The following is a 21,760-nucleotide window of genomic DNA, read 5'->3' as shown; positions in this document are numbered from 1 at the left end:
ATAGATTTTACAAAGTGATGGGCAGAAATAGTTACAACAAAAATAATATTTAAAATCAACAACCTAAATATAAATTAAAAAAGTAATTGAACGAATGTTCAAAATAGCACTTGAACGAACGTTCAAATAGATTTATATTTTGTCCATACCAAGCGGACAACACCGCTAATTAACACAGTAGCTGCTGATTTAAACAAGCAGTGGTTTAAACAATCAGCGATGTGAACAGTCGATACTTATTGCCAATTTATTTTCTACTTTAATGACTCTCCGGAGATACACATGAGCAAATTTACGATTCACAACCTAGAAACCGTCCCTGCAGCAAGTAAAGCAATGTTAGAGCAGTCTAATAAGGCTTTTGGCATGATCCCGAATTTACATGGCGTTCTCGCTGAATCTCCAAATACATTTGAAGCTTACCAAGTACTACACAAATTATTTTCTGAATCATCATTTAATGCAGAAGAGTTAACGGTTGTATGGCAGACGATAAATGTTGAACACGGATGTACTTACTGTGTTCCAGCACATACCGCTATTGCTGGCATGATGAAGGTTGACGGTGCTCTATCAGAAGCATTAAGAAACCGTGAAGCAATGCCAACGGCAAAATTGCAGGCATTACATGACACCACTTTATTAATGGTTCGTAAGCGCGGCTTGTTATCAGATGCCGAAATGGAAGCATTCTTTGCTGCAGGTTACGGCCAACAGCAATTACTTGAAATCATCTTAGGCTTATCGCAAAAAGTGATCAGTAACTATGTTAATCACATTGCCCATACACCGACTGATGAACCTTTTGAACAGTTTGCTTGGCAAGACAACAAGTAACATAACCTTTATTCTATAAGATTGAATTGAGCCACTCATTTAGTTGGCTCTTTTCTTGTTAAAAACTCATTAAGACAAGGTATAACATGTCTAAAAAGATCAAACTCGACATCGTTTCAGACGTTGTTTGTCCATGGTGTATTGTCGGTTATAAAAGCTTACAACAAGCCATTACAGAACTGGGTATTGAAGACCAAATTGAAATTGAATGGCAACCTTTCGAACTTAATCCTGATATGCCTGCACAAGGCGAAGAGTTACGCGAACACGTTGCGCGTAAATATGGGTCTAGCAAAGAAGACAGTGATAACGCTAGAGCCAATATTACTGCTCGTGGAGCAGAATTAGGTTTTGAGTTTAATTTCGGCGACAAAATGCACATCGTCAACACTTTCGATGCCCACGTATTGTTGGACTACGCTAAACAATTCGACAAGCAAACTGAACTGAAACTAAGATTGTTTTCTGCTTACTTTACTGAACATAAAGATGTTTCTGACCGAGCAGTGCTGGCTAATGAGATAACCAGTGTTGGACTCAATGCCCCTGAAGCAATGACTTTACTCGATAATCCTGAGGTGAAAAACCGTATCAATATGGAAAAAGCTCAGTGGACTTCGGCGGGAATTTCTTCCGTACCGACAGTGGTATTTAATCGCACCAGTGCGTTAAACGGGGCTCACCCAGTAGCGTCTTATAAGCAGGTACTGACTCAGTTACTTGAAGAGTCAGCTAACTAACTTGTCACCTTATCCAACATGGCACCTGTGTTCTGCAAATCTATTGAGCGACAAAAAGCTATATAGATTTGCCTCACGGCTTATATTCAAATCCCTGTCTCATACTCTAACGCTGACTGGCAATACCTCTCATCTGAAATCTTGAACTATAATTAATTCATTGAAAAAGCATAATGGGTTTATCAATGAATAAAAAAAAACCAATATTTGATCCCAAAACATTCCTTCTTGATAACCCTAATGAGCTCATATCATTAGATAAATGGCAAAAAACGGTTAACTTACTTGCAAAGGTATTTCATGCTCCAGCCGGTTTTTTAGTTCAATTTACCCCCGATGATGGTTTTCAAGTCACTATCTCAAGTCAGCAAGATAGTAACCCTTATGCCGCTGGTATTGTCATAGAACCCGAAGCCAATATTTTCTGTCGCCGTATCGTTGAAACTGGCAATCCGCTATATGTGCCCAATGCCCCGATAGACCCTTGTTGGGATACCAACCCAGAAGTCCACAACGATGGCTTTACGTCTTATTTGGGCGTCCCCGTTTTTTGGCCTGATGGACACCCTTTCGGAACATTCTGTGTCATGGATTATAAGCAAACACAATATGAGGACAGTTACTTAGAGCTTATTGAACAATTAAAAGACATTCTTGAATCTGATCTCGCCTTAATCGATTTATACGGCCAAATGCAGCAACTGGCGATTACAGATCCTTTATCAGGCATTAATAATCGCCGTGGCTTTGAAACCTTGAGCCAGCAACGTATTGCGCTAGCCAAACGTAATCAAGCTACGTTGGGGCTTTGCTACTTAGATGTCGATAACTTTAAGCTTATTAATGACCAATATGGCCATAAAACGGGTGACGATATGATTAAGCACATTGGCACAGTATTACAGAATACAGTGCGCCAAAGTGATGTAATAGGTCGTATTGGTGGGGATGAATTTGTCGCACTGGTTATGTTAGAACATGAGTCCGATCTCGTTGCCTTTAAGCAACGTTTAGAGGTTGGTTTCAGCTGCGCGAAACGCGCGAAACATTTACCTGAATATTCAGTCTCTATTGGTAGTGTCGAAGTCGATTTACATGCCAATTTTATTGATTTACTCGATAAAGCCGATAAAGAAATGCTTAAAAATAAAAATCGAGTTGCTTAATTATATTGACGCTTCAATCACTTGCAGTTACTTACTATTATTTACTATCGGTTACTACTCGTTAATAACAACCTAGTTCTAAGCTCGCTTACGAGTTAGCTTAGAACCTATTTAACACACTAGTTAAGTACTGAATCAAGCAGCTGCAAATCAGCAACAATCACGGTAGGCTCTATTTCCCACGGGTCGAATATAGCGTCTTCAGTTCGCTTAATCCATGCAGCTTTAAACCCTGTAGCTATTGCACCTGTCACATCAAATGGATTACTGGAAATCAGCCAAGTATGACTTGCAGAGGAATGAGATTGCGTTAAAAAATAACGGTATATATCTGGGTTTGGCTTAAAGATTTTTATCTCGTCAGCGCTCACTACCCCTTCAAATAAGTCAGCGATGCCGGCTGTTTTAAGCAGTGTGTTAACCGCTTCAGTCGTGCCATTTGAAAAGGCAAACAAGTGATAACCTTTAGCTTTAAGCGCGGTTAAAGCGGGCTTTACATCATCAAAGGCAGGTAAGGTTTTATAGCACTCCATCAAGCTTTGTTTTTGCTTGGCAGATAAATCAGTTTGATAATATTGGCAGGTATATTCCAACGCTTGGCGTGTGCACTCACTAAACGGCACATAGTTTTGCATCAAGCCACGACGAAACGAATACTCTAATTGCTTTTCACGCCAACGATTTGAAAATGCTTGGGCGTTATCCCCTAGCATAGATTGCAATTCAGCCAGCACCCCATGGGTATTAATCAAGGTGCCGTAAACATCAAAAGCTAATGTTATGTCTGAGCTTACGTGCTTTTCTGTCATCTTCGTCTCTCCCTGATAAAATTTACAGATTTAAAGCGGTCTACTTTACTGACGTTTTGCCAGTGGCGGGTTACTGAATATGGCTTCAATAAAATCTTGAATAGTATTGTCATCGCTGTTGGCATGGGCATAGGTACGAATACCAATTAACTGCACTTGTAAAAAGCGCGCCAAAGCTTGTGGAGTTTGACTTGAATCTAGTTCGCCATTTTGCTGCGCTTGTGCCAATAACTTAGCAAACTCGCTTTCAACCATCACTAATGACTGCTTCGCTTCAGCCAGTAAATCTGCATTGTCATCGGTGAGTTCTGCAACCGTTTTAACCAGCATACACATCCCGCTTGGGGCTTTGGTCGTTTTGCTGCACACCGCACCTTCAATAAATAACTTTAATGCCGCTAACGATGAGTCTGTCTTTTCAATACAGATATTAAGTTGCTCTACACCTGACTTAGCATAATGCTGCAGTGCCTCTTTAAATAAGCCTTCTTTACTACCAAAGCTTGCATAGATACTACCGGGACGCATATCAATCACTTCCTGCAGATTCCGCATTGAGGTCGCATGAAAGCCTTTCTCCCAATACAAATTGGCAGCTTTTTCGATGGTATCTTCGCGATTAAATTTGGCAGGTTTACTCATGACTATCTCGATATTTTGATCTTACTGAAACGGATACAGACTCATAAATTGAGCACTCGTTCAATTATAGTTTGAGCAAGCATGTTAGTCTAGTTTTTGGGTCATAAAAAAAGCCTAACTTGAAGTTCAAGTTAGGCTGTTTATTCGATGAGATTAATCAGCTATCTGGTTTACACCCTAAAGTTCCTAGCCCAATTCCAGCACTTAAAAATAGAGCTAAAACTAGGACTAGAGTTAGGGCTAAAACTAAGACTAAAGTTAGGCATTAATTGCTGTCGTTTTACTCTGAACTGGAATACGAAATGCAATGGTATACATCACTGGCAATACAATTAACGTCATCATCGAGGCAACACCAAGGCCAAAGATGATCGTAATCGCCATCGAACCAAAAAAGGCATCACTTAATAACGGGATCATACCTAGCATGGTGGTAATCGCTGCCATTAATACTGGTCTCACGCGGCTCACCGATGAGTCCACCACGGCTTGATAAGGGTCTTTCCCCTGACCTAGTTCAATATTAATTTGATCCACCAGCACAATGCCGTTTTTGATGATCATCCCAGTTAAACTTAACAAGCCAAGCAATGCCATAAAGCTAAAGGGAGCATCGAATAACAACAAGCCAGACACTATGCCAATCAGAGCTAACGGTACGGTAAACCAAATCACTAATGGTTGCCTAACTGAGTTAAACAGTAATACCGTAATTAAAAACATCGCTAAATAACCCATAGGTAATGAGCTAAACACTGACACCTGCGCCTCAGTGGCAAGCTCATATTCGCCGCCCCATTCAAACTCATAGCCATCTGGTAAAACAATAGCTTCAATTGCTGGGCGCACTTTACGTAATACGGAATCTGCAGTTTCGTCGGTACCATTTTCAGGATCTGCGAGTACCGATAGCACACGCTTACGGTCACGGCGCATAATCAGCGGGTCTTCCCACTCAGTATCAAAACCTGACACAACCTGTGTTGCCGGTACAAAGGTGTTGTTCTCACTACTCCAAACTTGCAGTTTCCAAATACTTTCCGCATCTAAACGTTCACTGGCTGGTGCACGGGCAATTATCGGTAAAAGATGACTATTTTCACGGTAAATACCCACTTGCTTACCACTAAAATTCGTCAGCAGTGCATCATCTAAATCAGTTTTACTGATCCCTGTTTCTCTCGCTTGGGCTAATGCCAATTGTGGGCGGATCATCGGTACTTGATTTCGCCAATTATGTCTCACACCAACCGCTGTAGGTTCAGCATTGAAAATAGCTTCTGCTTGCACAGCTAACTCTCGCAGCACTTTAGGGTCTTCACCATAAAAACGTGCTTCAATTTTAGCTGCTGGCGTTGGACCATTTTCCATATATTTGAAACGATACTCAGCTTCAGGGAAGCGCTGACTCAGCTCTTTCTCAAGAATCCGCATATAGCTGTTTACTGTGCTTAAGTCGGTCATTTCAAGTAATAACTGACCGTAAGCGCTATAGCCTTTTTCTGGCACGTAAGGTAATACAAAGCGCTGTGCACCTTGACCTAATACCGTTGTCAGGTTCACTAAGCCAACGTCTTTTTCAGCTTGTTCTGCTAGTAAGTTTTGCTCAATTTTATGCAAAAACTCTTCAGTTGCTTTAACATCAGTCCCTTCTGGCATCCATACATCCACAAAAAATATCGGTGTGTTTGATGCAGGGAAGAACACATTTTTCACGCTACCAAAACCGTATAACGATGTTACTAATGCTGCCACAATCAATATCATGGTTAATGCACGAAAACGCATGGCAAAGCTTAACGTGTTGCGATATAGCTGAAATAACCAACCTTTGTAGGGGTCATCATCACTGTCATCTGCACTGACTTCGCCATCTTTAAACATCATGTTGCAGAAGAATGGCGTTAACGTCATTGCGGTAATCCAGCTAATAAATAGCGAGATCAATAACACTTGGAACAAGGACACACAAAACTCACCCGTTGCGGTATCGGATAAACCAATTGGTGCAAAGGCAATAATCGCAATAATGGTTGCGCCTAATAACGGCCACTGTGTTTGAGTCACGACTTCTTTAGCGGTTTCAAGACGAGTTTTACCGCGCTTAATACCAATCAAGATCCCTTCGGTCACCACGATGGCGTTATCCACCAGCATACCGAGCGCAATAATTAAGGCCCCAAGCGATATCAACTGCAGCTCAATATTGAGTACTTTCATCATGATAAAAGTACCTAAAATGGTCAGCAGCAGCACTGCACCAATTAATATGCCTGAGCGAACGCCCATAAATATCAGCAGTACACCAATTACGATAGCTATAGATTGAGCCAAGCTGACCAGAAAGCCTTTTACGGTTTGATCGACCATCTTGCTTTGGTCGTAAACAGTTTCAAGCATCATCCCCAGTGGAAGTTCACTGTTTAATTCAGCCATGCGCACATTGACAGCTTCACCAACTGTGACAACATTGACGCCACCAGAAAATGAAATACCAATCGATAACGCATTCTTACCATTGGCGTGATAGATGTTAGTCGGCGTTTCTTCTACGTCCTTATATACGCTGGCAATGTCACCTAGATAAATCAGTTTGGCGCTACCAGGTGGACTGATCATCAAGCGCTTCATTTCAGCAACGTTATCAAACTCACCTGTTGGGTGAATTCGAATTCGGTTATCGCCAACGCGGATACTGCCGGCATTTGAGACCACATTTTGGCTGCTGATTAAGCTATAGATGTAATCCTGATCAAGCCCTAACGCATTGAGTTTTTGCTGTGAGATTTCAACCACAACTTGCTCACTCACCGTACCTGCGATGGTGACTTTTTTAATCCCATCAACTAATACCAACTCGCGTCGTAAAAAGTCAGCGTAGTTTTGCAGTTCACGACTGCTATAACCTTCACCACTGACATTGAGCAAAATGCCGTAAACGTCACCAAAGTCATCGATCACTGTTGGCGTATAAGCACCAGGTGGCAATTCGGCAACTTTGTCATTCACTTTACGACGTACTTCATCCCATACTTGTGGTAATGCCGCGGCGTCGTAATGCTCTTTAATCTCAATTTCGATTTGCGATAAACCCGCACTGTTAATCGAAACAATATGCTTAATACCATCAAGTTGCTGTAGAGCATCTTCAAGGGGTAAAGTGACCTCTTCTTCCACTTGTTCAGGTGATGCACCAGGGTATGCCGTTACTACTAAGGCATTTTTAAGGGTGAACTCTGGAAATTCCAATTGGCCTAAGTTAAAAAATGAAAAGGTACCGCCCACTAGCAACAGTAACGCAAACATCCAGCTGATCACTTTATGAGTGATCGAATACTCTGCAAAATTCATCGTTTAAACACCTCGTTGCCAGCGTAACGGCTTAACAGCAAGGTCTTCAGACAGATACTGCACTCCAGCAACCACCACTTGATCGCCAATATTGATGCCTTTAATAATCTCGATGCCATTGGTCGTCACATTACCTATGGTTACAAGGTGCTGCTTGACCCTGCCAGTGTCCTCGCTATAAGCCCAAATGACATGCTCACCATCCACATCACGTTTCAGTACCGCGCTAGCAGGAACAATCGCCGTGATATGGTTTTTTTCAGGTGAAGACAAGTCTAAGCTCACTTCAGCGCTCATGCCTGGCAACACTGTCATAGATTGTGGACGCGGTAAGGTAAATACCACTTCGTAACTTTGGGTGCCTTGGGTTACTTGAGTTGCATGTTCTTTCAAGCTCACTGGGTAGGCTTTGTCAGGATTGTTAGCAAAATGGACTACAGGTATCACATTGGTTTGCGGGTTAAATTGGGTGACGCGATGAGTTAACGACTCAGGCACTTGGATAACCACATCGATATTGCTGTCTTTTTGCAGCACTAGAATAGCTTGATTAGCTTGTACCATTTGAAAGTTATCCATATCAATCTTGGCAATTGTGCCTGTATATGGCGCTTTCAAAACCGTGTAGCTTAATTGGTCTTGCGCATTCGCAAGATTGGCTTCTGCTGACTTAAGCTGCGCTTTTGATAAATCATATTCCGCCGCTGAAATTAACTCACGGCGCAATAACTCACCTTTTCGTTTAAAGTCTGCCGCCGCAAGCTCATGATCAGCTTCGCGGTTTAACAAGGTATTACGTGCATCACGATCATCAAGACGCGCAAGTACAGCACCCTTTTTCACTTGTTGACCTTCAAATAATGAAAGTTCAACTAAATGGCCTGATACGCGAAAAGCCAAATTAGCTTGTTTAGTCGCTGCGACTTTAGCTGGAAAAACACGTAGAGCATCTGCACTCATGTCAGTAACAGTTAATAGTTTAACTGGCCGAATTGTCGCTGGTGCCACTTCTGCTGACTCAGTTGTACAACCTGAGGTCATAAGAATGAAAAGCAAAAGTGAAAATGGCAGTAGTAAATATTTCATTGGTGAGTTTTCCGTGCTGGAACAAATAATTTGTAACTTCGATGTAAACAGTGCGCAAAGATACCAGTGAAAGTAATTTTATAAAACGGAATGATTCGGAACTAAAGGTTCCATTTATTGCAACCATATTTGCTTGCTATATACTTTCTGCTGTGAGCATAGTGATAATAGGTCAGCATAACTTGTTAAATTTAAGCGCAAGTTATATTCAATTTTAAAGAGTCATTTGCATGAAAACTGAAGATATATCCTTATTCCACAGAATCGTTGAAACAGGCAGTCTCGTTGAGGCTGCGGACATTCTAAACTTACCAAAATCCACTTTAAGTCGCCGTTTACAAGCGTTAGAAGATGAGCTTAATGTGAAGTTGTTTCACCGCCAAAGTCGTTCGATGACACTCACGGCATCTGGCAGCCATTTTTACGATAAAACCACTTCGATGATGTCTAAACTTGAGGAGACGGTTTCAGAACTCACTGATGCTAAGTCCGAAGTAAATGGCCATTTGCGTATTCTTATTTTCCCTATTCCCGAGCTTTTGCAAATTACTCAAGGGATCTTCAAATTTATGGATCTCAATCCATCTATCACGGTGGAGTTTATTGTCAGCGCCGAACCTCAGGATATGATCCGTAATAACATTGATTTGGCATTTATGCTGGAAGACTCATTTAACGAAAATGAAATGGTGGCTCGGCATATATTCAGTGAAACAGTGCACCTTTTTGCGAGTCCTGAATATTTAAAAAAGGCGGGGAGCCCAGAAGAGCCTGAAGATATTAGCGAATATAATTCTATTTTATTCCGTTACCCAAATGGACGAATTTTTAACGAGGTACCTTTTGGGCAAGACAGAACCTTATCGGTCAAAGGAAATTTATGTGTTAATAACCTTTCAGTGTGCTTAGAGGCCACTTTGGCAGGGCGTGGGATTTCAATGATGCCATTGCCATTTTGCCAAGAATATGTGGATTCTGGCGAATTGGTCATGCTGTTTAAAGACATCGAACCTTATGAAGGGAAATGCTTTTTAGTCTATCCATCACGACGCTACATCAGCCTTGCGTGCCAACGCTTTATTGATCATATGCTAGTTGAATTAGAAAATTGCTCAATCACAGGCACCTGTAATCAAGAGATTAATGTACGCGGGCCAATTAAGCCGTTAATTTAAATCACAAGCCATAGTAACCGCCTTTTTGGGGTTAAGGTTGCAACAAACACAAAGTAAGTTTGGCCTGGTAGTGTTTGACTAAATCTGATTTAATCAGTCAAGATTCAGCTTGATACTGGTAAAGCTCATAAGTTAAGTTTGAAAATAAAAGGCTTTGGATTTAAAAATTAACGAGAAAAGACACTGATATTCAAACAATTATCACTTAGCCAGCCCTGTGCTGCTAAGCCACAATCATCCATGACATGGTTTATCGTGTTATTGGTGTTGCTGTGTCAGTTTACAAGCATAAGCGCCGCATTTTCGGTTCAATATCCCCATGGCGAACACCCTTCTGGTAGCCAAGTAAACCATCATCATTTTCATCAATTAGAGAACCATGCATCAGACAATCACTCTGTCCACCAACATGCACATCAAAGTGAGTTGAGCTTTAACGCCACTGAAACTCAACAAGATATTATCGAATCTAATATCGTCTCAGCTGAAATGAATAATGGTTTAGCTGATCACGAACACAGCGGCCACTCTCATTCAGCTGCGCATCCTCCAGTAGAGTCTTTATTTATCGCTGAATTTACTCATACCAGTACTATCAATGATAATGATATTGCCTATTTAACCTTAGAGTACGCACCACCTATCCCTCCCCCACACCAATAACATCGCTGTTTAATTTAAAACCTGCGAGTCAGTTAATGTCGACTTCTCGACGTCATGCTGCACTCAAAAAACCTGTATGACGTTATTGTTGGATGATTAATCCAAACTATGGTGTTTCGTACCAAGCGATTTATTGGAGTAAATATAATGCGCCAGCACTTGGCCAATGCCCTAAAAATGATGCTGTTATTTTTAGGTGTCATGACCTCATTTTCAATTTATGCCCACGGAGTGGATGAAACCACTCAACAGTTTTTAACCCAAAACCAAGGCATATCGATACTGCCTTTTATGTATATCGGTGCCAAACACATGGTCACGGGATACGACCATTTACTGTTTCTTGTTGGGGTGATTTTTTTCCTGTTCAGAACCAAAGACGTTCTGCTTTATGTCAGCTTATTTACCCTAGGGCACAGTGTTACTTTGCTGTGGGGAGTATTTAACGACATTAATATCAATGCGTACTTAATCGATGCCATTATTGGTTTTTCTATTATTTATAAAGGCTTTGATAACTTAGGCGGCTTTAAGCGGATATTTGGATTTCAGCCTAATACTAAGCTTGCCGTTCTGGTTTTTGGCTTGTTTCATGGCTTTGGATTAGCCACAAAGATTCAAGAATTCAATCTTCCTCAAGATGGGCTAATGGCCAATATCATCGCCTTTAATATCGGTGTTGAGATCGGTCAGTTTATGGCGCTTGCAGTTGTACTAATCGCCTTTAGCTTTTGGCGCCGAAGTCCGAGTTTTATGCAGTTTTCAGTCGCAACTAACACTCTATTAATGAGTGGCGGCGTGATGTTAGTAGGATTTCAATTAACAGGCTACTTCATTAGCTAACCATTAATATTCGCAAACAGCCCATTAATGAAGTGCTGTTAGTAAGCCAAATAAAAGTAAATGAATACAGGATCTTACCATGTCACAATATCAAACTAATGACGCACCTGTGCAGTCAACAAGCACACTTATCAAAGCCAGTGTTATAGCAACCTTAGTTGGCGCCGTCGTGCTAGTTATCGCCATATTACCTGCCGAATACAATATCGATCCTACCGGATTAGGTAGCGCAATGGGGCTAACTAAAATAGCTCAAGCAGCCAACAATAAAGACGGTAATGCATCCGCGATGACTCAAAGTAGAAGCATTGAAAAATTAGTGATTATTGATGCGCCAACCGTAAACGAGATTAAACAAGCTCGCATCGAAGCTGGCACTCGTGCTGATGTCATCGACATTATCATTCCAGCGAATAGAGGCTTGGAATATAAACTGTTATTAAATCAACATGGTCACTTTGAATATGAGTGGAAAACCGATGGCACCGCATTATTTTTTGACTTCCATGGTGAGCCACAAGGTGACACCACAGGCTATTACGAAAGCTATGCGATTACGACGTCGAACCAAATGAATGGCTCATTAGTCACCCCATTTGCGGGGAACCATGGTTGGTACTGGAAAAATAACACCAGCAGCCCAGTAACCGTGACCTTAACCACTAAAGGCACCTATAAAATTAAGGGTTAATTTGAAAACATTTCACCTATAAATAAGGTCGATTTAGTGACAATAAAAAGCCCTGCTTATTACTAAGCAGGGCTTTATTTATCGCTTCAGTTAAATGTTTCTAAGAACCATTTAACGTCAGTTGATAATTTTCTTTAAGCTAAATATTATTTAGCAGCACAGTTGAATTCACCGCTGTAATCGAAGTTAAAGTTGAAGATAGTGAAACCTTCAGTACCCTCTTTAGTACCTAATTCATCGTCAGTAGATAAACCAGTAATTTCCTCAGATGCACAACGTGAAGCTTCATCTAATGTCGCTGATGCGAACCAAACGCTATTAGTATTTGGTGCTTCAAGTTGGAACACTTTAGCATTTGGGAAAGCAAGTTCAGTGCCTTCTTGTTCAGCTAAGCGATCTTCTAAGTAGTACTGCACTAGCTCACGGTTATTGAATGCAAATTCTTCTTTAACCATTTCAGCTTTATCAACACCAGGCATACGAGAGTTAGATGCGCGGTAGTTGTTAGTAATTACATAGATTTCTGCATCGTCAGCAATCACTTCGCCGTTGTAAGTCAGGCTAGTTAACTGCTCATTTTGAGTTTCTTCGTACTCGAAACCGTTAATGTTGATGTACTTAGAGTCATTTTCAACGTTAACTGTGTACTTCAGTAAACCTTCACCAGCTTCACTGAAACCGCCAAAGAAAGCGTCAAAGTTGTAACCAGGGAATGATTCAACTAGGAATCTTTCACCTTCAGCTAGAGGCAGGCTGTTATAGGCATTTGAATTAACCCATTCAATCCAGTTTTTCATATCTTGACCAGTCATTTTTAAAACGGCTGGGGTGTTGTTATCAAAAACATAGATATCAGCAACAGATGCGTTTGTTAACTCACCTTCTTGAATGTTGGTGTAGTCTTGAGCACCGTTACGGCCTGATTTAAATGGAGCAGATACAGATAAGAAGATGGCATTTTCAGATGCATCGGCAAATTCACCTTCAGCTTTCCACTTGTTTAACTGGTGAAGCTGGGCTTCGTTAACCACTTGAATAGATAAGTCAGGTACAACTTGAGGGAAGAAGCTGTTCATGTTGACGTCGATATCTGCTATCGAATCAGCCATATATGCAACTGTGCCTTCATGCTCAACAACCACTAAATCTTCAACGATAGCATCAGACTCATTAGGTATTAATGAACGAAGTTCAGATGCTGAGTGAGAGTGGTCAACCACCCAAGTTTCACCACCATCTTCAGAGTTAAGCTTCAGATCAATAACACCTAACTTAGAGCCCCAAACACCAGGCATAGTCGCAGGGATATTGTTGATTAAACCCAGTTCCGGATTAACACCTGGGATATCGCCGTATTCGTCATTTTGATTCGGAAACTCGCGATGATCATGTCCGAACATGATGGCATCAACACCGTCAACATAGGCCAGATGTAACGTCGCATTTTCAGCAAACTCATCATTGTTATCATTTAGACCAGAGTGAGGGATTGCAACAATCACGTCTGCGCCTTCTGCTTTCATGATCGGAACATAATGCTCAGCAGTTTTCTTGATGTCAGAAACAACAACGTTACACAGTAAGTGTGCAGCATCCCAGCCCATGATGTCTGGTGGAGTGAAACCAATCACACCCACTTTAACATTATGAGACTTGCCATCATCAGCGATGAACTCACGATCTAAGATGACATATGGGTTATATCTATGTTCAGCAGTTTCATAGAAATCTTCAGTGATGCGAACTTCACATTCGTCAACGGCATCACTGACTTTTTCAAGTGAACTGTCAGCTTTCCAAACGTTAGCACTAACATAAGGGAAGTCTGAACCTTCTAGAGCTTCATCTAAATACTCAAGACCATAGTTAAACTCATGGTTACCCAAGTTAGCCGCATCATACTCTAAGTGGTTCATTGCTTTGTAAACTGGATGAGCTTCACCCTTAAGATGTTCAGTACCTAGTGCGGCCATGTAGTCACCCATTGGACTGCCTTGAACCAAATCACCATTATCGAACAACATGCTGTTAGCCACTTCTTTGCGCGTTTCTGCAATCACTAAAGAAGTACGTGCTAAGCCCCATTCAGGTAAATTAACTTCGTTATGTTCTGCGCTTTCAAAGTAGTTGTATGGCATTACGTTGCTGTGAATATCTGTCGTTTCCATTAAACGAAGATCGATACTAATAGTATCTTTTTTATCGTCAGATGAATTACTACAACCAACTAGTGCTGCTGCAACGCTTGAAACAAGAAGAAGCTTCTTAGCATTAAATTTCATGTTTACTCCAAAGGATTATTTGATTTCTTTCACTCAAATCATTACCGCCTATTTAAGAAATAACTAATTTCCAAATAAAGCAGTAACTATTAACTAATATTTTTGACACTCTTAAAGACGGCGATAAATTAAATAAAATTAATAAACAAGTAAAGAGAACAATAAACCTAAAAAAGGAAGAAATTAACAATGAAATATCCAACAAATGGCGGGATAACTTTTAACGAAGAAATAAAACTAAAATATAAAACTACATAAAAAGCACAAATTACAATCAATAAGTTCAACTAAGAAAGTTACAAAAATATTAAACCAAGTAATAATTATTTATTTAAATTGGCATAAAGATGTTTTGAAAGTTAAAAATAACTAAGTTAGCCATGAGTTCTTATGTATTCATAAACGGATAAATATCGACCAAAAGACAGCTCAATGTCCTCCTGTATGAACATGATTAAGAAGCGCCAAGCAAAATACATAAAAAACATATAGATAACGAGAAACGTAGGTTTGTAAAATTACAATGAATTTAGTTTGTAGTAATTTTATTTTTCTCAAAATAAGAAAAAAACATCATTTGTAGATATTGTAGGCAATAAAGATTAGTGAGAAAGATATAAATGATCGCTAACTTTCAGTTCTGAATGATTCATTAACACTCGAAAAATTAAATTAGACCTAATGTAACAATAGAAAAATTAGAATCTAGATTAATTATTTTTTATAAAATACGTAATTTTAATGTTTACACAAAGCAAATACCACACATACCCAACCAACAAAACACCTTTAAATAACATTTAATTATAAAAATTAAAATGTTAAGTGTCATTTTTATTACAAGCTTAATAGGCAACTATGAACATTAAAAATCAATCGCTATTATATTATTTTTATTTCATGCTTATCTTTACAATAAATAAAATAAAAACTGACAATCCATCATAAAGAACAGTGATGTAGTGAGATTTAGAAAAGAGTAAATATAAATTGAATTACACAAAAAATAAAACCACTATCAAATGAATTAATAGTGGTTTGAATATTGAGTTAACGTCAGGTTTAATGCGTTGACTAGACCTGTAATCTAACCTTACTTTTGCGTTTTGCGGTACTGGTCGAAATTAGCAATATAGTCGTCCATATTGCCTTCTAGCATCTTGGTATACTCATCAACATAATACTTCATCATTTCTGCTTTCTTTAGCTGCATTTGTTCTGCAGTTTTAAAACCTGTAGAACCAAACCAAGCGTTATAACGTGTTAATGCATACATGAATGAAGCACTGATTTCGCCAGTTTTAATTTCAGGGTCTTGATTATGATCATTGGCCACTTGAATAATCGCATTAGCGCGATCGAAAAAAGCTTTGTTTGGCATTGGATTTGATTCTGACATGCTTAGGTCCCTAATAATGAGATAGTAATAAGACAATAATGAGCCGACATATTTCCGGCGAGCCATATCTTTAGTGAGATTAACCTACGTGCTTTTACGCCTTCAAACCGTAATATTGTTCACACTCTGTAGTTGTGACTGTTGATAACTGTGACCCGCATCATTTTGCTAGCAATCAATCCTAGTTTTACTCAGTTTCCAGCCCTGAATTTCAACTGTCTACTTCAAGCTCGATTGGTGATCATATCAGGCAATTCAGGATTAACTGAGCTTTCATACACCAGCGACTAAAATTAATAACTAAAGTGAGTCGCCTAGACTATCCGCTCTTTTAGAAGGTTTTGCCTAATGTTAAATAGACTGTTTTATGATGCTGGTCGTTATAGCCTATTCCGAGCACTGCTGGTCCGAATTCAGTTTCGGTGCCAACAAAAATACTCGACGCATATATCAAATCGTCTAAGTCGCGTTCACTTTTAAATTGCCAAACATTACCCGCTTCAGCCGATGCACCTAAGTATATCGGTATCGCTCTACCGCCGATCCCATGCCAGTCAATGCGATATTGGTAAACCAATGAACCATAGGCAAGCTGTGAGCCCACTAGTGCATCTTTATGGAAGCCTGATAAATTGAGAAAACCACCAAGCTTTTGGGTATGTATAAGGCTAACTTGATTACTATCGGTTCCGCTAAGATTGACCTTACCGATGACAGTATGTCGATTAAAACTTTGAGCATGTTTTAGGACAAAGTCATAATTGAACAACTCAGTATCATCTAACACCTCGCCGAATAAAGGGATGATGACAGGATCTAACTGATCTTTGTTAAAGGCACCTTTCAAGTAAAGTAAGGTACCTTCACTGGGGAAACTATAGCTATCTAAAGAATCATAACTTATCAGCGCAAAGCTTGAGTAAGTGTCATAGTCGATATCCAATTTAAGCGCCGAAGCTCCCTCAATACTGCCGGTTTCAGCCGAAAATCCGAGTTCAAAAATCATGTTGTTAGCCACATTAAACCCAAGCGCCATACTCAGGTTATGGGCAGTATTATCGGTGCTTAAACTGCGTTCGTTATCCCAGTAATAGAGTTGCTCTTCTTGGGTAAGCTGGTAGCGGGTTTTCCAATAATATGTATCTAAGTCATCTAATGGTAAACGGTATTCTGCAGCCAACAGTTTTTCACGACCTGAAGTGAGCTCCAAACGTAACTGGCCATCAGTGCCTGCGACGTTATTCATCGAATACATCAAATCAAGTTTGAGATCCGACACTTCAGCAAAGTCTTCTTCCCACGAAAAGCCAATATCAAAGAAATTAGGTCCCCAGCTTTTTCGCTGTGTTTTTAGTATCAACTCTTTGTCATCAGTAGCATGATCTATCGTTTCTACTTCTACTCGCTCAAACTCATTTAGCGCATACACTCGGTCCACTGCCGCTACAAGATCTGCAGTATCAGGATTATCACCAGCTGAAATAGCTAAAGCTGACTCGATTTGTTTGCTGTTAACTTTACTGTTATTCACTAATGTTACTTGGTTAATCGGTTGCTGCTGAAAATCAAGTAATGCATGCTTATAGGCTAAACGGTGTAACTGATACTCTTGATAATATTCAGGGCTTGATTGAAGTGACAATAATTGCTGTTTTAAAGAGGTAGCTGCTTGCTCGCCTTTAATAAATCCAAGGGGCATAGTGCTGAAATCCGTAGTGTCTAACTCTCTTATGTCAGGGCGAATAAGAATATCTTGGGGTTGAAGGTTGTCGATTTGCTCTACTGCATTCGCACGAGTCATAATTGTCGATAACTGACCGAGTATGGCAAAGCTGTTCTTTAGCTGCTCCTTTGGCGCAAGTTCAGCGCCGATATCAATAGCAATCACTACATCAGCGCCCATTTCTCTGACCGTATCTGCAGGCATGTTACTTACCATTCCTCCATCGGCAAGGTACTTACCGTCGATTTCAACGGGCTGCAAAATGCCAGGCACAGAAGCCGATGCATGCATTGCAGCGAGTAAATTACCCGACTCAAGCACCACCGCATTACCTGTACTGACATCTGTCGCAATTGCTTTAAATGGAATAGCTAACTCATCAAACGACTTCTGCTGCGGCACTACCCCTGCAGAGCGAATATACAGATTACCCATTGTTTGCCCACGCAGTACACCTTGAGGCATGAGGATTTCCCCATCTAACGAGCCAAAATCGAAGGGTAAATTAAAGCGGTCAAAATCTTGTTTATCATGATAATTTAACGCCTTACGAGGTACGTTGTCGTCAAAGCCACTGGTCCAATCTAGGGCTAACATAATGTGTTCAATGTCATCGGCGCTATAACCCAATGCGTATAACCCGCCAACATATGCACCAATGCTGGTTCCAGCTATGTAATCTATTGCTATGTTATTGGCTTCTAAATAACGCAGAACACCAACATGTGCAGCGCCTTTAGCACCCCCGCCGCTGAGCGCCAACCCGACTTTTAAGCGAGGTGTAGCGGTTGAAACCAATAAAGGGCTATCAACTTGAGTTATAGAGTGATTCGTAACCACTTCAAGCTCTTGGCCAAATAGTTGTGGTAAATAACAACTAAATACCAAAACCATAGATTTTGAAAAAAGGGCTAAAGCTTTTTGCCACCAAGAAATCTGTTTCAATTGAACAACACCTTAAAAATTTGAAGGCGCTATTTTACGAGAGAACATGATGAGGAAATAAGGAGTGATTACGAGTTTTATTGTCTCGATATTGAATACAATAGAGACAATCTAGTGCTACCCAGAGCTCAAACATGAACTACTATATTAAGTAGCTGTTCGTGGTTTTAGTGGATTGGTGATCAATTCAAAAATCTGTGACATGAGTAAAAAGCGCAATCACCTGCAAAATAGTTTTAATACAAATCACAATTCAGACAAACAAAATTAACAAGCGTACCGTTTAAGCGCGAATTCAATTTTTAATTTCAGGCTATTGATTACACTCTAACTTACTGCAATTTCAATACTTCACTTTGAAACCCACCAGCGTACAAATGAAGAAAAAAGCCAATACTTACAAAATTATAGAGTAAAGCTTTAATTTATATTTAGCGGTCAATAGCATTTATATTTATCTATTTAAGTAATTCATCATCACTAAGCTATTTTTTATTTTAATAGTGAGATCTAGAACACTAGAACTGAGCGCACACATGTACTCATAATGCTTCATTAGCAATATTGACCATTGGAGTTTGTAATGCCTCAGATAGCCTGTTCACAATGCAGCCAAAAAATCGATTCTAACCACATTACCTGCCCTCAATGTCAGGCAGTTCAGGGATTAGAAGCGCTTTCAGGCATTGACCCAAACATTCGTATTAAGAATCAAAAATTCGCAATATGGTTTGGCTTTTTATTCGGTGGCTTAGGTTTGCATAAATTCTATTTAGGCCAACACCTAAAAGGCAGCCTTTACTTAGTATTCAGTTGGACTTTAGTACCGATGGTCATGGGCTGGGTTGATTCAATTCGCACCATGAAGATGAGCTCATTTAATTTTGAACAGCGATATAGCAAACGAGCTATTTAGCTCATTCTTTTAAGCTGTTAATTAACACTCGTGTGCAACAACTGTCATCAACGCCTTATTAAAAACTAATGAGGCGTTTTTTAATCTTCACTCTGCTAAAGCGTCCTTCTTTACCCGTATGTTTTTTGCTACCTAGATCGCTAAACCGTTCAAACATATCCCTTTGTAAAACTTCATAGTGCTATAGTGACTTTAGCTTTAAAGCAAAGAGTTTCAATTAACCATTCCAAGGATTGCTTATGTTAAATGAGAATCACGCACTTATTTTCGACTTTCCAGAGTTTAAAAAAGACATTGTTTACTTAAACCACAAAGACAAAGAGTTTGAAGCCTTATCAAAGCAGTATCATTTATTGGACTATGAAATACGTGAGTTAGAAGTTGAAGGAAGCCCAACTGATGACGAACATATGCACCAACTAAAAGTACAGCGCGCAAATTTAAAGGATGTGTTGTTTCAAAAATTAAAACAACATCACGACCAAGAAGCGAGTTAACCACTTTCAGTTACATCTATTGAGGGGATAATTTCCCCTCATTGTTAAGCCTTTTAATCAACTACCTATTCATTCTAGCTGTTCACTCTATCGCTAATCTATTGAAGTGAGGATAGCTCTTCCACTATAACTAGCTTCAATTGCCCTTAAATACAAAATATTGTTACCATGATGTTAGTGACTAATAATGATAATAAATGAGTCGTTTTACTGCTCTTATAAAGAGACCCTTAGCATGCATGAGAAATATTCAACCGATCTAACATTGCCAGAAGTGCCATTTAACTCCCCTACACTTCCCTATGAAAAACCTGAAGAGAACGTCAACTATTGGGTCGCTGATAACTTTTTTACAGATAAACAAGCGACTGATATTGCTAACCGATGCTACACCAAGACCAAGTGGAAGCTAGGCAAACCTTATACTGATGAACTTTGGCCAGGGATGCGATCTAAAAATGCACTAAAGAAAAAAGAATTAGAGTTAGTGGAACAATGGATAAAACAAAAAATTGGTAAGGAAAAAATTTGGGTTGCCGACTCAAAGGAAGTGGTGGTTGACACAAATACTGCCATTTTAGTTGGAGAAAAGGAAGGTGATGCCCGACCTCATGTAGATAACAGAAAACTATGCCGTTTCGGTGCGGTATTGTACCTCAACAAGCAGCCTGCCCCCCATTCTGGCACTTCTTTTTACCGCTTAAAATATGCTAATGGCGCTGCAGGAGGTAACACTGTAAATAAACCATATTTAAATTTGGTAGATGCATTGAATACTCAAAGTTTACCGCCAAGCGCTTGGTATGAAGACGTTAGTATCGAAAATAGATTTAATCGATTAATACTTTTTAAGGGAAATATAGCCCATAGTGCCAGTGGATATTTTGGAAAAGATAAACGAGAAAAACGCTTAGCAATAACATTTTTCTATATGACTGATGATTAACAGTCTTCCTTAAATTTAGAAGATTAAACTCCTATATTATCCAATCTATAATTTAGGGGTTTAGTGCTTTCTATAAACTAAAAAATTAAAAAGTTTTTAGTTTATCAGCCCACATTATTTATTAACTTCTGCTCGATAAGGAATTCCTCGCTGCGCACCTTGGCGAGTAACTGCAATCGCCGATGCTTTATTGGCGAAAATCACAGCCTCTCGAATAGATAATCCCTCATCTAACGCAACCATTAAACCACCATTAAATGTGTCTCCTGCCGCGACTGTATCTACTACGGTAACAGCAAATGCAGGGATTAGCTCACTCACTATTTCTGTGGCTGTTTGCACACTCAAGTATGCACCTTGGCTACCCAAAGTAATCACAACAGTATTAATCCCAAATGAATGTAATTGCTCAGCGGCTTTTGCCGCCGATGCAGTATCAATTACCTTAATGCCTGTTAAGGCTAGAGCTTCTGTTTCATTCGGCGTGATGATATCCACAAGTGATAATAAAGCTTTAGGTAAATTTGCAGCAGGTGCGGGGTTTAAAATGGTGGTGCAGTCATGCTCCTTAGCCAATTTTAAGGCTATTAAAACAGTATCAAGCGGCGTTTCAAGTTGAATCAACATGTAATTTGCTTGAGCAAACTTGTCTTGCTGCTCTGTTATATGTTCAGGCAATAAGTAGGCATTAGCTCCCGCGACGACACCGATACTGTTTTCTCCTGAGCTACTGACAAAAATCATCGCTGTACCAGTGCTTTGCTTGGCAATGCTATAGCAACCTGATAGCCCAAGTTCATCTTTTTGCCAAGCTTGACGCATCAATTCGCCATTGCCATCATCACCCAGTGCACAAATAAAATCGACCTGTTGAGTAGATGATTTAAGTCTAGCTGCCGCAACCGCTTGATTGGCCCCTTTGCCGCCCAGTTCAAGGCGATAATCTTGACTCAATAAGGTTTCACCGGCTTGGGGCAAGCAATCAAATGCCAATACATGATCTGCATTTGCGCTACCGATCACTAATAATTTATTCATAGCTACCTTTA

At 39.9% G+C, this 21,760-nt stretch carries 18 protein-coding genes; 10 read left to right on the top strand and 8 right to left on the bottom strand.

Annotation, left to right across the window (positions count from 1 at the left end; all coding sequences use genetic code 11):
- The first annotated feature begins 282 nt into the window (after positions 1 to 282).
- The 3 genes from AC0L4E_RS00300 to AC0L4E_RS00290 all read left to right on the top strand — a co-directional run bounded on the left by AC0L4E_RS00300 (position 283) and on the right by AC0L4E_RS00290 (position 2,743).
- Positions 283 to 837 carry a carboxymuconolactone decarboxylase family protein gene (locus tag AC0L4E_RS00300; protein WP_473677508.1) on the top strand — a complete coding sequence of 185 codons (555 nt, stop codon included), beginning with the start codon at positions 283 to 285 and terminating at the stop codon, positions 835 to 837.
- Positions 838 to 923: 86 nt separating this feature from the next.
- On the top strand, positions 924 to 1,577 hold the full coding sequence (locus tag AC0L4E_RS00295; protein ID WP_473677507.1) for a DsbA family oxidoreductase: 654 nt from the start codon (positions 924 to 926) through the stop codon (positions 1,575 to 1,577).
- Between the two features lie 185 nt (positions 1,578 to 1,762).
- On the top strand, positions 1,763 to 2,743 hold the full coding sequence (locus AC0L4E_RS00290; RefSeq protein ID WP_473677506.1) for a sensor domain-containing diguanylate cyclase: 981 nt from the start codon (positions 1,763 to 1,765) through the stop codon (positions 2,741 to 2,743).
- A gap of 119 nt (positions 2,744 to 2,862) precedes the next feature.
- On the opposite strand, the gene AC0L4E_RS00285 is transcribed toward AC0L4E_RS00290, so the two are convergent.
- The 4 genes from AC0L4E_RS00285 to AC0L4E_RS00270 all read right to left on the bottom strand — a co-directional run bounded on the left by AC0L4E_RS00285 (position 2,863) and on the right by AC0L4E_RS00270 (position 8,631).
- On the bottom strand, positions 2,863 to 3,552 hold the full coding sequence (locus AC0L4E_RS00285; RefSeq protein WP_473677505.1) for a haloacid dehalogenase type II: 690 nt from the start codon (positions 3,550 to 3,552) through the stop codon (positions 2,863 to 2,865).
- Positions 3,553 to 3,597: 45 nt separating this feature from the next.
- The gene (locus tag AC0L4E_RS00280; protein ID WP_473677504.1) at positions 3,598 to 4,194 is read right to left on the bottom strand and encodes a TetR/AcrR family transcriptional regulator; all 597 of its coding nucleotides are present in this window, start codon (positions 4,192 to 4,194) and stop codon (positions 3,598 to 3,600) included.
- A gap of 258 nt (positions 4,195 to 4,452) precedes the next feature.
- A complete protein-coding gene (locus tag AC0L4E_RS00275) occupies positions 4,453 to 7,545 on the bottom strand; it encodes an efflux RND transporter permease subunit (RefSeq protein WP_473677503.1) in 3,093 nt (1,030 codons plus the stop codon).
- Positions 7,546 to 7,548: 3 nt separating this feature from the next.
- Complete coding sequence (locus AC0L4E_RS00270; RefSeq protein WP_473677502.1) at positions 7,549 to 8,631, bottom strand: efflux RND transporter periplasmic adaptor subunit; 1,083 nt, start codon at positions 8,629 to 8,631, stop codon at positions 7,549 to 7,551.
- 230 nt (positions 8,632 to 8,861) lie between these two features.
- Here AC0L4E_RS00270 and AC0L4E_RS00265 point away from each other — a divergent pair, with 230 nt between their 5' ends.
- The 4 genes from AC0L4E_RS00265 (at position 8,862) to AC0L4E_RS00250 (ending at position 12,003) form a co-directional block, all read left to right on the top strand.
- Positions 8,862 to 9,806, top strand: coding sequence for a LysR family transcriptional regulator (locus tag AC0L4E_RS00265; RefSeq protein ID WP_473677501.1), 945 nt, complete (start codon positions 8,862 to 8,864; stop codon positions 9,804 to 9,806).
- 240 nt (positions 9,807 to 10,046) lie between these two features.
- Complete coding sequence (locus AC0L4E_RS00260; protein WP_473677500.1) at positions 10,047 to 10,469, top strand: hypothetical protein; 423 nt, start codon at positions 10,047 to 10,049, stop codon at positions 10,467 to 10,469.
- 147 nt (positions 10,470 to 10,616) lie between these two features.
- Complete coding sequence (locus AC0L4E_RS00255; protein ID WP_473677499.1) at positions 10,617 to 11,312, top strand: HupE/UreJ family protein; 696 nt, start codon at positions 10,617 to 10,619, stop codon at positions 11,310 to 11,312.
- Positions 11,313 to 11,391: 79 nt separating this feature from the next.
- Positions 11,392 to 12,003 carry a hypothetical protein gene (locus tag AC0L4E_RS00250; protein ID WP_473677498.1) on the top strand — a complete coding sequence of 204 codons (612 nt, stop codon included), beginning with the start codon at positions 11,392 to 11,394 and terminating at the stop codon, positions 12,001 to 12,003.
- A gap of 146 nt (positions 12,004 to 12,149) precedes the next feature.
- Here AC0L4E_RS00250 and AC0L4E_RS00245 read toward each other — a convergent pair whose 3' ends face one another.
- The 3 genes from AC0L4E_RS00245 to AC0L4E_RS00235 form a co-directional block, all read right to left on the bottom strand.
- A complete protein-coding gene (locus AC0L4E_RS00245; RefSeq protein ID WP_473677497.1) occupies positions 12,150 to 14,285 on the bottom strand; it encodes a bifunctional 2',3'-cyclic-nucleotide 2'-phosphodiesterase/3'-nucleotidase in 2,136 nt (711 codons plus the stop codon).
- A gap of 1,093 nt (positions 14,286 to 15,378) precedes the next feature.
- Positions 15,379 to 15,684, bottom strand: a complete 306-nt coding sequence (locus AC0L4E_RS00240) for a DUF3144 domain-containing protein (protein ID WP_473677496.1) — start codon at positions 15,682 to 15,684, stop codon at positions 15,379 to 15,381.
- A 331-nt stretch (positions 15,685 to 16,015) separates the two neighbouring features.
- Complete coding sequence (locus AC0L4E_RS00235; protein WP_473677495.1) at positions 16,016 to 18,352, bottom strand: patatin-like phospholipase family protein; 2,337 nt, start codon at positions 18,350 to 18,352, stop codon at positions 16,016 to 16,018.
- A 583-nt stretch (positions 18,353 to 18,935) separates the two neighbouring features.
- Between AC0L4E_RS00235 and AC0L4E_RS00230 the strand changes: the two genes are divergently transcribed.
- The 3 genes from AC0L4E_RS00230 to AC0L4E_RS00220 all read left to right on the top strand — a co-directional run bounded on the left by AC0L4E_RS00230 (position 18,936) and on the right by AC0L4E_RS00220 (position 20,711).
- The gene (locus tag AC0L4E_RS00230) at positions 18,936 to 19,268 is read left to right on the top strand and encodes a TM2 domain-containing protein (RefSeq protein WP_473677494.1); all 333 of its coding nucleotides are present in this window, start codon (positions 18,936 to 18,938) and stop codon (positions 19,266 to 19,268) included.
- 239 nt (positions 19,269 to 19,507) lie between these two features.
- Positions 19,508 to 19,765, top strand: coding sequence for a YdcH family protein (locus AC0L4E_RS00225; RefSeq protein WP_473677493.1), 258 nt, complete (start codon positions 19,508 to 19,510; stop codon positions 19,763 to 19,765).
- A gap of 235 nt (positions 19,766 to 20,000) precedes the next feature.
- Entirely contained in the window at positions 20,001 to 20,711 is a 711-nt protein-coding gene (locus AC0L4E_RS00220; RefSeq protein WP_473677492.1) for a DUF6445 family protein, read from the top strand.
- Between the two features lie 114 nt (positions 20,712 to 20,825).
- Here AC0L4E_RS00220 and rbsK read toward each other — a convergent pair whose 3' ends face one another.
- On the bottom strand, positions 20,826 to 21,749 hold the full coding sequence (gene rbsK / locus AC0L4E_RS00215; RefSeq protein ID WP_473677491.1) for a ribokinase: 924 nt from the start codon (positions 21,747 to 21,749) through the stop codon (positions 20,826 to 20,828).
- Positions 21,750 to 21,760: the final 11 nt, after the last annotated feature.

Source organism: Shewanella sp. GJ50-10, assembly GCF_055808815.1.
This window is presented reverse-complemented; position numbering and strand designations above follow the sequence as displayed.

Bases quoted from the DNA above. Each gene is read 5' to 3' on its own strand.
- AC0L4E_RS00300 (WP_473677508.1), top strand. From the start codon at position 283: ATGAGCAAATTTACGATTCACAACCTAGAAACCGTCCCTGCAGCAAGT.
- AC0L4E_RS00295 (WP_473677507.1), top strand. From the start codon at position 924: ATGTCTAAAAAGATCAAACTCGACATCGTTTCAGACGTTGTTTGTCCA.
- AC0L4E_RS00290 (WP_473677506.1), top strand. From the start codon at position 1,763: ATGAATAAAAAAAAACCAATATTTGATCCCAAAACATTCCTTCTTGAT.
- AC0L4E_RS00285 (WP_473677505.1), bottom strand. From the start codon at position 3,552: ATGACAGAAAAGCACGTAAGCTCAGACATAACATTAGCTTTTGATGTT.
- AC0L4E_RS00280 (WP_473677504.1), bottom strand. From the start codon at position 4,194: ATGAGTAAACCTGCCAAATTTAATCGCGAAGATACCATCGAAAAAGCT.
- AC0L4E_RS00275 (WP_473677503.1), bottom strand. From the start codon at position 7,545: ATGAATTTTGCAGAGTATTCGATCACTCATAAAGTGATCAGCTGGATG.
- AC0L4E_RS00270 (WP_473677502.1), bottom strand. From the start codon at position 8,631: ATGAAATATTTACTACTGCCATTTTCACTTTTGCTTTTCATTCTTATG.
- AC0L4E_RS00265 (WP_473677501.1), top strand. From the start codon at position 8,862: ATGAAAACTGAAGATATATCCTTATTCCACAGAATCGTTGAAACAGGC.
- AC0L4E_RS00260 (WP_473677500.1), top strand. From the start codon at position 10,047: ATGACATGGTTTATCGTGTTATTGGTGTTGCTGTGTCAGTTTACAAGC.
- AC0L4E_RS00255 (WP_473677499.1), top strand. From the start codon at position 10,617: ATGCGCCAGCACTTGGCCAATGCCCTAAAAATGATGCTGTTATTTTTA.
- AC0L4E_RS00250 (WP_473677498.1), top strand. From the start codon at position 11,392: ATGTCACAATATCAAACTAATGACGCACCTGTGCAGTCAACAAGCACA.
- AC0L4E_RS00245 (WP_473677497.1), bottom strand. From the start codon at position 14,285: ATGAAATTTAATGCTAAGAAGCTTCTTCTTGTTTCAAGCGTTGCAGCA.
- AC0L4E_RS00240 (WP_473677496.1), bottom strand. From the start codon at position 15,684: ATGTCAGAATCAAATCCAATGCCAAACAAAGCTTTTTTCGATCGCGCT.
- AC0L4E_RS00230 (WP_473677494.1), top strand. From the start codon at position 18,936: ATGCCTCAGATAGCCTGTTCACAATGCAGCCAAAAAATCGATTCTAAC.
- AC0L4E_RS00225 (WP_473677493.1), top strand. From the start codon at position 19,508: ATGTTAAATGAGAATCACGCACTTATTTTCGACTTTCCAGAGTTTAAA.
- AC0L4E_RS00220 (WP_473677492.1), top strand. From the start codon at position 20,001: ATGCATGAGAAATATTCAACCGATCTAACATTGCCAGAAGTGCCATTT.
- rbsK (WP_473677491.1), bottom strand. From the start codon at position 21,749: ATGAATAAATTATTAGTGATCGGTAGCGCAAATGCAGATCATGTATTG.